Origin of the sequence: Brachybacterium sp., assembly GCF_052095815.1 — a bacterium.
Classification (GTDB): Bacteria; Actinomycetota; Actinomycetes; order Actinomycetales; family Dermabacteraceae; genus Brachybacterium.
Genome location: NZ_JBQDLF010000065.1, coordinates 1 through 14,963 on the forward strand (window position 1 = coordinate 1; position 14,963 = coordinate 14,963).

Here is a 14,963-nt window from a genome sequence, read left to right on the forward strand (position 1 = left end):
GCGTGAATACCCGCCACAGCAGGGTCATTCACCACGAACCGCGAAGAGCCGGTTATCCACAATGCGGAGGCGAGGAGGGTGTTCCACCGGATGGATGGGCGCTGGCAGCCCAGGGCTCTCGCCCTGGAACGGGCCTGGCCGTCGGCGCGGTCCGTCCTGCGGCGTCATTGTGGGGACGGCCTCCCCGTGACCTCGGGGCCGGGACGGCGTAGCGTGCGAACATGACCGCCGACGATCAGTCCACTCCCGCCTCCTCTCCCGCCGATCCCACCGCAGAACTCACCGCCGACGTCGTCGTGATCGGCGGTGGGCCAGTGGGCGAGAACATCGCCCAGTACGCGATCGAGGGCACCGACCTCACCGCGATCCTCGTCGAGGGCGAGCTGCTGGGCGGCGAATGCTCCTATTACGCCTGCATGCCCTCGAAAGCGCTGCTGCGGCCGCTCGCCGTCGCGGGCGCTGCGGCGAACCTGCCAGGGATCAGCACCCCGGAAGTCGACCGCGAGGCGCTGCTGGCCCGGCGCGACACCTGGGTCTCGCACTATGACGACTCCGGGCAGATGGAGTGGGCCAAGGGCGCAGGCCTGCAGGTGGTGCGGGGGCACGGACGGATCATCGGCGAGCGCGAGGTGCTGGTCGAGGCGGTGGACGGCGGAGGGCCGACGCTCGTGCGCACCACCCGCGCCGTCGTGATCGCGACCGGCTCCCAGGCGGTCACCCCCGATGCGCTGAAGGAGCTGCTGCCGTGGACCTCACGCGATGCGACTGGGGTGCGCGAGGTGCCGGGCGAGCTGGTGATCGTCGGCGGCGGCGTGGTCGCGGTCGAGGCGGCGACCTGGATGGCAGCGCTCGGCAGCGAGGTCACCCTGCTGGTGCGCGGCGGCACACTGCTGTCAGGCTTCGAGCCCTTCGCCGGGAAGCACGTGCAGGACGGCCTGGAAGCTCTCGGCGTCGACGTGCACCTGGGCACCACCGTGCTCTCCGGCGAACGCGACGGAGCCCGGGACACCGGGCTCGGCCAGCTCCACGGCGGGCGGGTCACGCTGCAGATCGAGGACTCGAGCGGGCGGCGGGAGGTCGTCGCCGACGAGGTGCTGGCAGCGACAGGTCGGCGGCCTCGACTCGCCGATGTCGGCCTCGCATCGATCGGCCTGGTCCCGGAGGACGTCACGGGTGCGGAGCGCCCCACCTCGGACGATGCCACCGGCGCGCCGCTGCCCGAGTGGCTGCACGCCGTGGGCGATGCGAGCGGGGAGGCGCCGCTGACGCACTGGGGCAAGTACCGGGCCCGCGTGATCGGGCAGGCGATCCGCGCCGGCGCCACCGGAGAGGCGCTCGAGCCGGTGCCCGAGTCCGTCCCGGTGCCGCAGGTGGTGTTCACCGATCCGCAGGTCACCTCCGTCGGCCTCACCGAGGCGGCGGCCCGGGAGGCCGGGCACGATGTGGTCACCTCGCAGGTCCCCTTCAGCGGGGCGGCCGGTTCTGCGCTGCTGCGCGACGACGTCACCGGCACCGCCCAGCTGGTGGTCGATCGAAGGACGCGCACGCTGGTGGGAGCGACCTTCGTCGGCCCCGATGCCTCCGAGCTGATCCATGCCGCGACCATCGCGATCGTCGGGCAGGTGCCGGTGCACGTGCTGCGACACGCGGTGCCGAGCTATCCGACCGCCTCCGAGCTGTGGCTGCGCCTGCTCGAGGAGCTGCCGCGAGAGCTGCGCGCGGGCTGAACAGGGCTTCCGCACCGCCCTCCTCCCTTCGGAGGAGATGACAGATAACACTGGTCCCGGGGCCGACGGATCGGGTGGAATGGGGTGTGCCGCGACTCCGCGGCGCCGTCCCGCACCACCTCGGAGGATCATGTTCACGCGGCTGAAGCGCTCCCGCCAGCTCCGGCGGGCGAAGCCCGGTGACGGCAGCGCGCTGAAGGATCTGCGCTGGTGGCAGCTGCTGACGCGCACCCAGTTCTTCCTGGATCCGGCCGAGCCCGAGGGCCGCCCTGCGCGCTACACCGTGGACGTCCGCTATCTCGCCAGCGAGCTCGAGGGCGGGAAGATCGCCGAGGGCGCCCGCCATGCACCGGTGGCGCTTTATCGCGATGGCCTGCAGCAGCAGATCGCGACGCCGCCGGTGGCCTTCGCGGTGCCGGGCGGGGTGATCGAGGTGGCGACCAGCACCTACGGGCTGACCCGGATGCATCATGTGCCAGAGGGCAGTCGCGAGGGGCGCACGCTACGTCCGCATCAGCGCTCACTCGAGGGCCTGCGAGCCCGTTTCGGCCGACGCCACCCGGGCCCGAGCCGGGCGATCGGAGCGCTCGCGGTCCTCATCCTCTTGATGGGCCTCGTGCTGATGGTGCCCCAGGCCGCAGAGCTGATCACGAGCCTGGATCCGGTCGCCGAGCGGGTGGGCACCTTCACCTCCCCGATACAGCTGCCGGCCTGGGCGAACACCTCGCTGATCATCGCCGGCGCGCTGGCGGCGAGCGAGCGGGCACTGACCCTGCGGAACCACTGGCTGATCGATGCGGACACGACGTGGACCAGCTTCGGCTGAGGCTCCAGCTGCTGCCGGCCGCCCACTGATTGCTGTCCCGCGGCGAGGAAACCGGTCGCCGCGCCCCCGCCCTTCGTCGTACCGTCGGTGCCATGCCCCCGCTGCCTCCGCCTCTCGACCAGCCCGCAGGGCCTGACGCGCTCTACGCCGATCCGCGCCTCGCCGCCTGCTACGACACCTTCGACGGGGAGCGCGACGACCTCGACCACTACTGCACGATCCTCACCGAGCTCGGTGCACACTCGGTGATCGATGTGGGCTGCGGGACCGGCGCGCTCGCGGTGCGTCTGGCGGCCGACGGGGCCTCGGTGACCGGCGTGGATCCCGCTCTCGCGTCCCTCGAGGTGGCGCGTGGGAAGCCGCACGCCGAACAGGTGCACTGGATCCACGGCACCGCGCCGGACCTCCCGGCGCTCGACGCCGACGCCGCCGTGATGACCGGCAACGTCGCCCAGGTGTTCGTCTCCGACGAGGCGTGGGCTGAGACCTTGCGCGGGATCCGCGCGGCACTGCGCGACGGCGGGGCGCTGGTGTTCGAGTCCCGTCGTCCCGAGCGCCGGGCCTGGGAGGAGTGGCAGCAGGACACCGCGGAATCACGTCATGAGGTGCCCGGGCTGGGGCTGGTCCGCTCCCGCCCCACCCGCTTCGAGGTCGCGCTGCCCCTGGTCACCTTCGCCGATGAGTTCACCTTCGAGGACGGCTCCACGCTCACCTCGACCTCGACGTTGCGTTGGCGCACCGAGGCGGAGCTGCGCTCCACGCTCACGGAGGCCGGGTTCGCGGCCCAGGAGTTCCGCGACGCCCCGGACCGGCCCGGGCGAGAGTTCGTGGTGGTCGCCCGGGCGGTGTGAGGGCACCCGACGGCGGCGCGGGCTCAGCCCTCAGCGCCAGCTTCGGTGCCGGTCCCGGTGTAGAACCCGTAGGTGGCGTCGGCCCGCTGCTGGGCGACGTCCGCATCCTCTCCGGAGGCGGTGTGGGCCACGGCCCAGCCGTCCGCCGCGCCGCGGTAGAAGGAACGACCCTCCTCGGTGAAGGCCCAGGCCTCCGCCTCCGACGGGGCGAGCGACCCCCCGGTCGCGCCGAGGTGCAGGGCCAGGCCCAACAGGCCGCCGTCCCAGCCGACGCCCGTGGCGCCGGGGCCGAAGGTCTCCCACATCTCGGCGGGGATGTCCGCGGTGAGCGAGGTGTGCTCGAGCTCGAAGCGGGTGGTGTCCTCGCCGTCGGCGGCCAGGCGGATGGTCAGCCAGGACACCCCGCCCATCATCTCCCAGGTCACGGAGTACTCGGCGGTGCCGTCGGCCGGAGGTTCGCAGGCGAGGATCTCGCCGCCGGCGTTGCCCTCGAACTGGTAGCGGCCGCCGAGCTGGAGGTCGCCGCTGATCGGCAGGAACCAGCGCTGGATGCGCTCGGCGGTCGTGACCGCATCCCAGACGTCGGCGAGCGCGGCGGGGTAGCTCTGCTCGAGCGTCTGGACGTGCGCGGGGGCGCCATCCCGCTCCTCGACGCGATAGGCGCGAGTGACGGACTGCAGCTGGGTGGGGACATCGACCATGTCAGGTCTCCTTCTCGATAGTGGTGGTGGAACTGATGGTTTCTGCGCTGAGCCGGCGCTGCCGCTTGCCGCGAGCGAGCTCGGTGCCGAGCGCGTCGAGCTTCGGCAGCCAGAAGCGCTCGAAGGGGCTGAGCCAGTCCTTCGCCTCGCGCGGGCCGCGAGCGTCGACCGCATAGAGCCGTCGTCGCCCCTCGGCCCGGACGGTCGCGAAGCCGTGCTCGCGCAGGACACGCAGGTGCTGGGAGACGGCCGGCTGGCTGATCCCGAACTCCTGCTGCACGATCTCGCCGATTTCCCCCGCGCTGAGCTCCGGGGTGCCGCCCACGGGCGCATCAGGATCCCCGTCGTCGGCGAGGAGTTCGAGGATCCGCCGCCGCACGGGGTCGCCGAGGACATCGAGCGCGTGCATGCCCTGATCCTCCCCTCGAATAACGCATAAGTCAAGTCTTATGCATTGCGAGTGTCCTCCCTCAGCGGCGAGTGGCCAGCACGATCGCCCGGTAGGCGACGCCGAGCAGCACCAGGCCCACCCCGGCGACGACGGTGCTGCCGGGCAGCGCTGCGACCAGCAGCACGCAGCCGACGAGGCCCAGCACCTGCAGCACCTTCGGGAACAGGCGCCACTGGCCCACCTGGGTGAGCGCGGCGAGGTTCGCGACCGCGTAGTACAGCAGCACCCCGAAGGAGGACGCGGCGATCGCGACCAGCACGTTCGAGGCCAGCAGCACCAGCAGCACGATCGCGATCCCGGCGACCGCTTCGGCCCGCTGCGGCACTGCGTAGCGGTTGCTGGAGCGGGCGAGCGGGCGGGGCAGGTCGCCGCCGCGCGCCATGGCGAGCATGGTGCGGGAGACCCCCGCGACCAGGGCGAGCAGGGCGCCGGAAGCAGCGGCGACCGCACCGACGGTGATGACCACGCTCCACGCCTCGCCCGCGCCCACAGCCTGCAGGGCGGCGAGGAAGGGTGCGGGCCCCCAGCCCTGGTCCCCGGGGGCGGGGCCGACGAGGACCAGCACGATCGACAGCGCGAGGTACAGCACCGCCACCACGCCGAGGGCCACCAGGATCGCGCGGGGGATGGTGCGGCGCGGGGCGATGACCTCCTCGCCGAGGGTGGCGACCCGGGCGTAGCCGGCGAAGGCGAAGAACATCAGCGCCGCCGCCTGGATCACGGCGAGCACGATCCCGGCCGCTCCCCCGGTCCCGGCGCCGAGCACCGCTGCCAGTCCCCCGTCCCACAGCCCGGCGCGGGCACCGGCGAGCGGGCCCGGCACGACCCAGGCTCCTGCGCCGCCATCGCCCGCCGCGCCCGCAGCGTCCGCAGCACCGGTGCCCGAAGCGGTCAGCAGGCCGACGAGCAGCCTCCCGCCGGTCAGCACCAGCGCAGCGAGCGCGACCGTGACCAGCACCCGGGCCAGCGCCGCGGTGCGGGTGATGCCCACCAGGTTCACGCCGGTCAGCGCCACCACCACGAGTGCCGCGACGATCCGCTGGAGCGGTTCGGGCACCAGGTAGGCGGAGATCACCAGGGCCATCGCCGCGCAGGAGGCGATCTTCCCGATCACGAAGCACCAGCCGGCGAGGAAACCCCACCAGTTGCCGAGCTGCTCGCGCCCGTAGTGATAGGTGCCGCCGGAGCTGGGGTGCTGGGCGGCCAGCTGCGCGGTGGAGGTCGCATTGCACAGGGCGACCGCGGCGGCGATCAGCACCGCCAGCGGGGCGAGAGCGCCCGCGAGGTCCTGGGCGGCGCCGAGGGAGACGAAGGCTCCCGCGCCGATCATCGAGGCGAGACCGATCACGACGGCATCGCGCAGTCCCAGCTGGCGGGCGAGCCCCCCAGGGATGGGGCCCTGGGACGTGAGCCGGCCGACGGCGGGGTTGGTGGGGACGGGGCCGTCCAGCTCGGAGCTGCCGGGAGTGGTGGTCATGAATTCCGTTCGATGAGGGCGCCGACATGGCGGGACGCCGGCGGTGCGCATTGCCGACGAAGGTCGGTGTGCACTGCCGGCGTCCCCATCATGCAGGTCAGGAGTGGCGGGGCGCCATCGCCAGGTGCGTCAGCGCCCCCGGCCCGCGCCGTGAGGGTCAGTCCTGTTCGGACAGGTACGTGATCTGCTGATCCACGCTGAGCCGGTACAGGAACGCGGCAGTCGCGTCACGGTTGGTGGCGTTCAGCGGCCGGTAGGTCCCATCGGTCCAGCCGGTGCTGATCCCCTCGGACTTCATCCACGCGATCTCCGTGGCGAACTGGGTGTTCGCCGGGACATCCTTGAACACCGCCGAGGTCGGATCCGCGAACTCCGGTGAACCGGCGTAGCGGTACACGAACGCCGCCATCGCATCCCGCGCGATCGGGGTGGTGGGACGGAACGTACCGTCCGACCAGCCCCGGGTGATGCCCTGCTGGTAGGCCCAGATGATCGCCTCGTAGTGCTCGTCTCCCTCTTCCACGTCGGTGAAGGGCTCGGTGCGCGGTGCGTCCACGTGGGGGGATCCGGCCAGGCGGTAGAGGAACGCGGCCATCGCGTCGCGGTTCACGGGCTGCAGGGGACGGAAGGTGTGGGTGCCGTCCTCCTCCTCCCAGCCGGTGGAGTAGCCGTTGCTCGCCATCCACATGATCTCGGTGTGGAACATATTCGACTCGGGCACGTCGGTGAAGGTCAGGACGCCGCAGTCCTCGCCGCCGACGGCCGTGACCTCGTGGGTCACCGCGGTGCCGGTGTCGGGGGTGGCGGTGATCGTCAGCGCCACCTGCTCGCCCTCGGCGACGCAGAAGTCCTCGCCGAGGTCGACCTGCGCGACCAGGCGGCCGCTCTCCTCATCCACCGCGATCGGGGCGGTGAAGGTGCCGAGCTCGCCGGCGTCCACGCTCACCTCGGTGAGCTGCGGAGCACCGAGGCTCTCGGACTCCAGGCCCGCCAGGCGCAGCATCGGGGTATCGCCCTCGATGAGCTGCGCGTCGAGCTGGCGCTGGGAGTAGTCGGGGGCGAGATCCTCGTTCGCGGCGAGGTACTCGACGAAGGCGTCCCGGTCCAGCACGCCGGTGTCGCCCACGTTCTGCGCCCCGGTCAGTGCCCACATGTTGTCGCCGCCCTCGAAGAGGAAGCTCGCGGTGACGATGGTGTAGACGGCGTCGGGGTCGACGAGCTCGCCGTTGACGCGGATCTCGACGATGCGATCGTCGAGCTCACGGCTGCTGTCGAAGACGTACTCGACGTTCTCGGAGACGCTGAAGGCGAGGAACTGGCCGGTCTCCGCACCGTCCTCGTCACGCTGCCACTGCTCCTCGAGCATCTGCTTGAGCTGGGCACCGGTGAGGTCGCCGGAGTTGAGGGTGTTGCCGAAGGGCACCATCCCGTTGGCCTCGGCATAGGTGACCACGCCGTCGCCGTCCTCGCCGTTCGCGTCGTACCAGAGCTCGGCGCGGATGCCGCCGGGGTTCATCCAGCCGATGACCTCGTGCTGCTGGGTGGCGCCGCGTTCCTCGAGGTACCACTTCATGGAGTCGGCGAGCATGTTGCCGGCCGCGGAGTGGCGGGCACGGTTGTCGCCCTTGGTGATGGACTGGTTGGTGACCGGGTCGAGCGGCTCCCGGATGCCCTCGTCGTCGTACTGGGCCTTGTCATCGTTCCAGGAGGTGGTGATGTCTCCGGAGACGGAGCCGACCGGCTCTGCGCCCAGGACCGCGGCGTCGCTGATGGCGTCGGCGGCGACCTTGGCGGCGGCGTCGAAGGTGGGGATGCCGGCGCAGGCGTCGAGGTCGGCGTCGGCGGTCGGGATCAGCCGGGTGCCGTCCTCGGTGGCATCCCAGTCGCCGTCCGCGCCGAGCTCGAGGGTGACGGCGCCGAGGTTCACGCCGCTCGCGCCGGTCTGGACGATCGGGCGGACCTCGCCGTCCTGGCCGGGGACCGGAGCGTCGAAGGCATAGGTCTGGTGCGAGTCGCCGTTGAAGATGACGTCGGCCTCGGCGGAGGTCTCGTTCACGATCTTGTCGAAGATCGGATCGGTGTTGGTGGGGGCGCTGCCTGGCTCGCCGCTGCCGCTGGCACCCTCGTGATAGGAGACGACGAGCACGTCGTACTCCGTGCCGGAGGTGTTCAGCTCCTCGATGGCCTGGTTGACGGAATCGACCGGGTCTCGGAACTCGAGGCCCTCGATCGCGACGGGGCTGACCTTTCCGATCGTCTTGGTGGTCACGGCGCCGACCACGGCGACCTTCACATCGCCCGCATCGACCACCGCGTAGGGCTCGTGGAGGCGCTCCCCGGTGGCGGTCTCGTGGACGTTCGCGGCGAGGTCCGGGAAGTCGGTGCGGGGCTCGATGCGACCGGTGAGGTCGGCGCGGCCCTGGTCGTACTCATGGTTGCCGATCGCGGTGGCATCGACGCCGAGGGCGTTGAGGAAGTCGATCGTGGGCTCGTCATTGGCCACGGCCGATTCGAAGGCGGTGCCGCCCACGTTGTCGCCTGCGGAGAGCAGGGCGTTGTTCGGGCTCTGCGCCTGGACGGTGGCGATCGTGCAGGCGAGGGCGCTTCCGGCTCCGAGGGCACCGTGGAAGTCGTTGATGCCCAGCAGGCTGACCTGGTCACCGGTCTCAGCGGCAGCGGCGGCGCCGAGGGGGATGACGGCCGACGCGAAGGCGACCGCGGCGGCACCGAGGCCGACGGTCGCACCGCGCGCGAGGCGGCGGACAGGGTTGTCACTCATGACGGGCTCCTGAGGAGAGGGGGATGGCCGGGGTGTGCTCCAGCTCATCTCACCCCATCGGATCGAGACACGCCCGGCGTTTCACGATCCCGTCGGGCACCGTCATCCGATGTTCACCTCAAAGCCCAGGCAGGCAACCTGACGTGCACTGACGGATCCCCGAATCGTGACCTTCCCGTGATTCTCGCGGCGGGGCCCGCTGCGTTCGGAGCGGGTCCCCGCTGCGTTCGGTGCTGCGTTCGGGGCTGCGTTCAGGGCGACGGTCCTGGAGCTGGTCGGGGTGCTGGTCGGGGTGCTGGACCGGGTGCTGGTCCGGGAGTCAGCCAGGCAGACGGGCCCTCAGCGCAGAGCCCTGCCGGAGCGTCGACCGCTCCTGGCCGCGCATCGTCTCGTCTCCCACATCGGGACCCGCTGCGCCTGGGACCGAGGTCCCGATGTGGGTAGCATCGGTGAAGGCGTCCAGCGGTGCGCACCGTGGGCTGCACTTCTCGTCGCGCACGATGAGTGATTGCCCCGCGCCGCCCCGTTCCGCTCGCCGCGCCACGGCCTCCGCTCTCTCAAGGAGTCATCCCATGGTCATGCCTTTCCTCAGCCGCCGCCCCACCGTCCCCGCGAAGGACGGCGCGAGCTGGCCGCACGTGGTCATCCTCGGCGGCGGCTTCGCCGGCGCTCACGCAGTGGGCGCCCTGCGCGATGCGCGGGTGCGGGTCACCCTGATCGACCGCAACGTCTACAAGACCTTCCAGCCGCTGCTGTACCAGGTCGCGACCGCGGGCCTGAATCCCGGTGACGTCACCATGTTCCTGCGCGGCCTCTCGCTCAAGGTGCCGAACATGCGCTACCGCCAGGGCGAGGTCGAGGGCGTCGATCCGGAGCGGAAGATCGTGCGCCTCGACGAGGGCCAGAGCGGCCAGCAGGAGATCGCCTACGACTACCTGATCGTCGCCAACGGTGCGACCACCACCTACTTCGGCACCCCCGGCGCCGAGGAGCATGCGATGCCGATGTACACCCGCGCCCAGGCGCTCGCGATCCGCGACCGGATCTTCTCGGAGCTGGAGCGTTCGAGCCGCGAGGTCGGGCTCGGCCGCGGCCACGACAAGCTGCATGTGTGCATCGTCGGCGGCGGGCCGACGGGTGTGGAGATCGCCGGCGCGCTGGCGGACTTCCGGACGCAGGAGCTGGACATCCTCTACCCGGAGATGGACCCCGGCACGCTGCAGGTCACCGTGCTCCAGCGCGGCGACGAGGTGCTCAAGGAGTTCTCCACCAAGTACCGCCAGTACGCGGCCGACGAGCTGCGGGATCGCGGCGTGGTCCTGCAGCTGGGCCGCGGCGTGAAGGAGGTCGGCTACGACCACGTGGTGCTCGATGACGATTCGATCCTCGAATCCGACATCACGATCTGGGCTGCGGGCGTCGCGATCCCGAAGATGGTCTCCGAGTGGGGCTTCCCCCAGGACAAGCGCGGCCGCCTCGATGTGGACGACTACCTGCAGGTCAAGGGCTTCCCCGGGGTGTACGCCGCCGGTGACATCGCGGGCCAGGACGAGCCGCTCCCCCAGCTCGCGCAGCCGGCGATCCAGACCGGCCAGGCCGCTGCCCGCGCGATCGCCGCGGAGGTCGCCGGCAAGCCCCGCAAGAAGTTCAAGTACACCGATCTCGGCACCATGGCCACCATCGGCCGTCACGCCGCGATCGCGGAGATCCCGGTGCTCGGCGGGCTCTCCGGCTCGCTGGGCTGGGCCGCGTGGCTCGGCGTGCACATCACCAAGATGATCGGCCACCGCAATCAGCGCGCGGTCGCGATGAACCTGGTCTCCCTCTACAGCGGCAGCCGCGCCACCCATCAGCCGAACCCGGTGGTGGGCGAGGTGAACTCGCTGCGCGCGGCGCGCATCTTCGAGGAGCAGGCCGCGCACCGGCTGTTCGGCGCCGGGGCCGGGGCCACCCGCACGGCCGACAAGGTCGCCGCCGAGAACGCCGAGGGCGCCGCCGACGTGGTGGAGCCGACGAAGGACTGAACCGACGACGTACTGACCTGCCGACTTCGGCGTGCCCCAGGACCGCTGTGACAGCGAGCATCGGACCTGAGGCACGCTCAGTTCGGGACAGGCTCAGTTCGGACAGGCTCAGACTGCCAGCTCTGCTGACTACGGCAGGCGCCGGCGGATCGCGTCGGGCCATTCGAGGCGCACGCCGAGCCCCTCGCTCAGCAGGGTCTGCAGCTCGCCGGTCAGCTCGGCGCTCTCGTGCACGGCCGCGGGATCTGCGCCATGGCGTCGGCAGATCTCGGCGAGCGCGCCCACAGCCTCACCGATCGACCACTCCACAGGGTGGAGGCGGTAGGCGCCGTTGGTGATGTGGGTGGTGCCGATGTTCTTGTTGGCCGGGAGCAGGTTCTCGACGTCCTTCGGGATCAGCGCGCCCAGCGGGATCTGGAACGGGAAGCAGTCGATGTCGACGTAGTTCCGGGCCGCGGTCGAGGGATGCAGGTCGATCCGGTAGTGCCCGGTGCCCACGGAGTCCGGGAACTGGGCGGATCCGGTGAACTGCCCGCGCATCTCACGGCCGATGTGCTCCTCGGTGATGGTGAAACGGGCCTTGATGCGGCGCGCCTCGCGGATGTAGGCCTGGCGGGCGAGCCCGTCGGTCGTGCCCATCACGTCTCCGCGCAGCCGCAGCTCGGGGTAGCCCTTGCCGCCGTGGGCGGCATCGGTGCGCGGGGCCTCCGTCTGCAGCCAGTGGACCAGGGAGAGGGTGAGCTGGCGGGCCTCATGCTCGGCGAGCGTGCGCTGCTCGGCATCGACCCCGAGCAGCGGGAGATCCCAGTAGTCGATCTGGGGCCAGTTGGCGAGGGTGACCTCGCCGCCTGGGGTGTCCGGGTGCAGCTGGGCCCGGGAGCGGACGCGCCGGTAGTGCCAGAGGTCGTTGGTGCGTGCGGTCTCCTCCTGGTCAGCCGGATCGCCCACGAAGAGAGAGCGGTGACGCACCTCGAGGGTGATCGGGTGGACGTCGGAGAAGGAGAGCTGAGGGCCGGGCCAGAAGTCCGGCACGACGCTCGCGAAGCGGTCGTAGAGCTCGGGGCGCGGCACCAGCTCGTCGTGCCCGGGGGCCCATTCCAGGGCGCAGCACCAGGTGATGGCCTGCTGGTCGAGGGGGTCCGCGACCTCCGGGGCGTGGAGCTCGCCGTGCTCGCTGCGCGCTTCGGCACCGATCACATGGTCGATCTCGCCGAGGGCCAGCAGGTCTCCGAGCTCGGTCGCGTCCACGATCAGCGGCGCGCTCAGCCGGGACTGCTCGCCGGTGCACAGGTCACGGACCACCACGGCGCTGATCCGCGTGCCCTCGCGCTCGACGGCGACCGGCTCATGCTCGCGGAGCCATTGCAGGCGGCCGGAGGAGAGCAATGGGGAGACCATCTCCTCGAGCACCAGAGCGCCGACGCGCGGCTCATGGCATAACCGGGAGACTCCCCCTGCCCCCGGGTTCAGCAGCGGATCGGCTGCCGCCTCCGCGGTGAGCGGGAAGTTGCGCCGGTAGTGCTCGCGCACCCGCTCCCGGAACTCTGCGTAGCTCGCCGAGTTCGGGTGGGACTCGACCCACGCCGACTCGTCCGGCGGCACGCCCTGGACAGTGAGCTGCCCGCCGAGCCACGGATCGGCTTCGGTGAGCAGCACCTTCAGCCCGAGCCGGGCGGCGGTGAGGGAGGCGGCGACCCCGCCGAGGCCGCCACCGATCACCACCAGATCGGCGGCGCGCTCGGTGAGCTCGGGGGCGGTCTGTCCGGGAGAAGGCATCGTTGCGTCCTGTCGTGGTGCTTGTGGTGGTGTGGGAGTGCGCGGGGTCATCCCTCGAGCATCGAGAGGGTCCCCAGGTGGTGTGGCAGGCATTGCACGGTCTCGTGATGGTCGCGCGGCAGCTTGCCGTCGAGGATCCCGCCGAGCACGGCGACGCTGCGGATCCCCGCCTCGCGCTTGGGGATGATCAGGTGGGACCAGCTCGCGGCGCGGCCGCTGCGCAGCGGAACCTCGAGGCAGGCCGCGGAGAAGTCATCGGGGATCCGCAGTCCGGCGCGGGAGACGGCCCGTTCAATCGCCTCGGCGACCTCAGGGTTCTCGGCGAGAATCGCGGTGACACCCTCTTGCTTCCACCGCCTGATCAGCTCAGGGGTGACCTCGGTGAGGGCTGCGATGGAGGTCTCGTCCCCGCGGGTCGCAGAGGCGAAGGCGGCCCGTCGAGCGAGGGAGGGCAGTCGTTCGTTCTCATCCTGGACATAGCCGAGGCGCCGGTGACCACCCCGGTGGAGATCGTCGACGATCGCGCGCACGGCACGGTCGTAATCGACCGCGACCCAGGCCGCCTCGGGCACCGGGTCGTACTGCCCGATGCTCACGAAGGGATACTCCTCCTGGGCCAGCCGGGCTAGTTCCCCATCGTCACGGTGCATGCCCAGGATGATCGAGCCGTCAGCATGCTGGAGCCTGCTCGCCCCACCGGCGTAGATGCTGCGTCGCCCATCGACCTGTTGGGTGGAGGTGAAGAGCACCAGGTCCTGCCCGTGATCTGCGGCCCCGACCTCGATGCCCACCAGGAATTCGTGGAAGTACTCATCGGGTCGTGCAGGGAAGACGGGCTCGTAGGTGAAGACGCCAACGAGCCCGCTGCGGCCGCCGCGCAGGGAGCGGGCCGCCGAGTCGGGGACATAGCCGAGCTCGTCCATCGCCGCCCGGATCCGCTCCTGAGTGGCGGCGGACACCCCGCCTTCGGAGGCGCGCCCGCTGGCAACCAGCGAGACGGTCGCCTGCGACACCCCGGCGGCCCGCGCGATGTCGCGTTGACGTACTCGCATGAACCCCTCCTGTTTCGTATAAGTAGCGTTCGGCCACTGTAGACCTCCGCCTCCCGACACTCAAGACCCAGGTCAGATCCTCGGAAACGGTTGACCTCGACAGTAGAGCCTGCCTATGCTCCCGATCACAGCCGATACGTATGAGCATCTGATCGGCTCCACGTGACAGCACTTTCCTCACCCTCCTCGAATGGACCAGGAGCGGTGCAGGAGACTCGCCGACTGCTCCGAACGCGCTACAGCACCGATGCACCCTTCGTCGATCGGCTCCTTCCGTCGACAGCGAACCGAAAAGAGGACTCACCGTGATCCAGCCCCGCAGACGCACCGCCCTCAAGGCCTCCGCCGCGCTCCTCGGCGCACCACTCCTCCTGTCCGCCTGCGGCGGCGAAGGCGGAGGGGGTGGCGGGGAGGACGACGGCGGTGACCTGACCCTCTGGTTCCCCGGAACCAACCCCGCGGAGCAGGACTTCATCAACGACGTGGTGATCCCTGAGTTCAAGGAGTCTTCCGGCCGCGGCGTCGTCGCCACCTTCATCGATTGGGCGGACATGTCGACCCGGCTCAACGCCGGGTTCTCCTCGGGCACCGGCCCCGATATCTTCGGGCACGGTCCCGCTGCGGTCGCGGACCTGGTGAGCTTCGACCGGGTCGAGCCGCTGGACAGCTACCTCGAGGGAATGGACGACTCGGATCGCGCTGACCTCCAGGTGGGCCTGGACAGCGGGCTCGTCGACGGCGCGCATTACATCTTCCCGATTGCGAGCACGGGCCGTCAGGTGGGCTACAACGCCGCACACTTCGAGGAGGTGGGGCTGGATCCCGAGAACCCACCGACCACCTTCGAGGGCCTGCTGGAGGCTGCTAAGGCGCTCGCGGCGCGCGACGGCGATCGGCTCACCCGGGCCGGAATCGTCTTCGGGACACCGCCGGCCAGCATGCAGCAGGCGTTCACCACGATGCTCTGGGCCAACGGCGGGCAGATGTTCACCGAGGACAACACCGCCGTGCAGTTCAACTCCCCCGAGGGCGTCGAGGCGCTCGAGTGGTACGTGAGCCTCTACCAGGGAGACGAGCCGGTGGACAACGGGCTCGGCGGCACCTGGGAGGGACTGCCGCCGGCGCAGTCGCCGTTGATCACCGAGGACACCTCGATGATCTTCGCCGATCCGGCAACTTTCACCCAGATCATCGCCGCCGCCCCCGAGCTGGATCTCCGGTTCATGGACGTGCTCTCCTTCGAGGGCAACGAGCCGGCGGCCTTCGGCGGTGCCGCGACAGGGCTCATGATCAATCCGG

The 14,963-nt window shown here is 70.8% G+C and carries 11 protein-coding genes; 5 read left to right on the top strand and 6 right to left on the bottom strand.

Annotation, left to right across the window (positions count from 1 at the left end):
- Window positions 1–221: 221 nt before the first annotated feature.
- The 3 genes from ACTH43_RS17080 (at window position 222) to ACTH43_RS17090 (ending at window position 3,404) form a co-directional block, all read left to right on the top strand.
- A complete protein-coding gene (locus tag ACTH43_RS17080) occupies window positions 222–1,727 on the top strand; it encodes a dihydrolipoyl dehydrogenase family protein (RefSeq protein WP_441446096.1) in 1,506 nt (501 codons plus the stop codon).
- 130 nt (window positions 1,728–1,857) lie between these two features.
- Window positions 1,858–2,553: a hypothetical protein gene (locus ACTH43_RS17085; protein ID WP_441446097.1), complete on the top strand. Its 696-nt coding sequence runs from the start codon at window positions 1,858–1,860 to the stop codon at window positions 2,551–2,553.
- 92 nt (window positions 2,554–2,645) lie between these two features.
- Window positions 2,646–3,404 carry a class I SAM-dependent methyltransferase gene (locus ACTH43_RS17090; RefSeq protein WP_441446098.1) on the top strand — a complete coding sequence of 253 codons (759 nt, stop codon included), beginning with the start codon at window positions 2,646–2,648 and terminating at the stop codon, window positions 3,402–3,404.
- A gap of 23 nt (window positions 3,405–3,427) precedes the next feature.
- Here ACTH43_RS17090 and ACTH43_RS17095 read toward each other — a convergent pair whose 3' ends face one another.
- The 4 genes from ACTH43_RS17095 to ACTH43_RS17110 form a co-directional block, all read right to left on the bottom strand.
- Window positions 3,428–4,105 (bottom strand): SRPBCC domain-containing protein, encoded by a 678-nt coding sequence (locus ACTH43_RS17095; protein WP_441446099.1) that lies wholly within the window; start codon window positions 4,103–4,105, stop codon window positions 3,428–3,430.
- Between the two features lies 1 nt (window position 4,106).
- Window positions 4,107–4,514: an ArsR/SmtB family transcription factor gene (locus ACTH43_RS17100; RefSeq protein ID WP_441446100.1), complete on the bottom strand. Its 408-nt coding sequence runs from the start codon at window positions 4,512–4,514 to the stop codon at window positions 4,107–4,109.
- Window positions 4,515–4,575: 61 nt separating this feature from the next.
- Window positions 4,576–6,033: an APC family permease gene (locus tag ACTH43_RS17105; RefSeq protein ID WP_441446101.1), complete on the bottom strand. Its 1,458-nt coding sequence runs from the start codon at window positions 6,031–6,033 to the stop codon at window positions 4,576–4,578.
- A 157-nt stretch (window positions 6,034–6,190) separates the two neighbouring features.
- Entirely contained in the window at window positions 6,191–8,812 is a 2,622-nt protein-coding gene (locus ACTH43_RS17110) for a 5'-nucleotidase C-terminal domain-containing protein (RefSeq protein WP_441446102.1), read from the bottom strand.
- A 572-nt stretch (window positions 8,813–9,384) separates the two neighbouring features.
- On the opposite strand from ACTH43_RS17110, the gene ACTH43_RS17115 reads away from it, so the two are divergent.
- Complete coding sequence (locus ACTH43_RS17115) at window positions 9,385–10,836, top strand: NAD(P)/FAD-dependent oxidoreductase (RefSeq protein ID WP_441446103.1); 1,452 nt, start codon at window positions 9,385–9,387, stop codon at window positions 10,834–10,836.
- Window positions 10,837–10,965: 129 nt separating this feature from the next.
- Here the strand turns inward: ACTH43_RS17115 and ACTH43_RS17120 are convergent, their stop codons facing one another.
- The gene (locus tag ACTH43_RS17120; protein WP_441446104.1) at window positions 10,966–12,612 is read right to left on the bottom strand and encodes an FAD-dependent oxidoreductase; all 1,647 of its coding nucleotides are present in this window, start codon (window positions 12,610–12,612) and stop codon (window positions 10,966–10,968) included.
- Window positions 12,613–12,659: 47 nt separating this feature from the next.
- Entirely contained in the window at window positions 12,660–13,664 is a 1,005-nt protein-coding gene (locus ACTH43_RS17125) for a LacI family DNA-binding transcriptional regulator (RefSeq protein WP_441446105.1), read from the bottom strand.
- Window positions 13,665–13,969: 305 nt separating this feature from the next.
- On the opposite strand from ACTH43_RS17125, the gene ACTH43_RS17130 reads away from it, so the two are divergent.
- Window positions 13,970–14,963, top strand: a 994-nt coding sequence (locus tag ACTH43_RS17130; RefSeq protein WP_441446106.1) for an extracellular solute-binding protein, incomplete at its 3' end; no start/stop codon positions are given.

What these genes read in the sequence shown, in the direction of transcription:
- ACTH43_RS17080 (WP_441446096.1), top strand. Translation starts at nt 222, where the DNA reads ATGACCGCCGACGATCAGTCCACTCCCGCCTCCTCTCCCGCCGATCCC.
- ACTH43_RS17085 (WP_441446097.1), top strand. Translation starts at nt 1,858, where the DNA reads ATGTTCACGCGGCTGAAGCGCTCCCGCCAGCTCCGGCGGGCGAAGCCC.
- ACTH43_RS17090 (WP_441446098.1), top strand. Translation starts at nt 2,646, where the DNA reads ATGCCCCCGCTGCCTCCGCCTCTCGACCAGCCCGCAGGGCCTGACGCG.
- ACTH43_RS17095 (WP_441446099.1), bottom strand. Translation starts at nt 4,105, where the DNA reads ATGGTCGATGTCCCCACCCAGCTGCAGTCCGTCACTCGCGCCTATCGC.
- ACTH43_RS17100 (WP_441446100.1), bottom strand. Translation starts at nt 4,514, where the DNA reads ATGCACGCGCTCGATGTCCTCGGCGACCCCGTGCGGCGGCGGATCCTC.
- ACTH43_RS17105 (WP_441446101.1), bottom strand. Translation starts at nt 6,033, where the DNA reads ATGACCACCACTCCCGGCAGCTCCGAGCTGGACGGCCCCGTCCCCACC.
- ACTH43_RS17110 (WP_441446102.1), bottom strand. Translation starts at nt 8,812, where the DNA reads ATGAGTGACAACCCTGTCCGCCGCCTCGCGCGCGGTGCGACCGTCGGC.
- ACTH43_RS17115 (WP_441446103.1), top strand. Translation starts at nt 9,385, where the DNA reads ATGGTCATGCCTTTCCTCAGCCGCCGCCCCACCGTCCCCGCGAAGGAC.
- ACTH43_RS17120 (WP_441446104.1), bottom strand. Translation starts at nt 12,612, where the DNA reads ATGCCTTCTCCCGGACAGACCGCCCCCGAGCTCACCGAGCGCGCCGCC.
- ACTH43_RS17125 (WP_441446105.1), bottom strand. Translation starts at nt 13,664, where the DNA reads ATGCGAGTACGTCAACGCGACATCGCGCGGGCCGCCGGGGTGTCGCAG.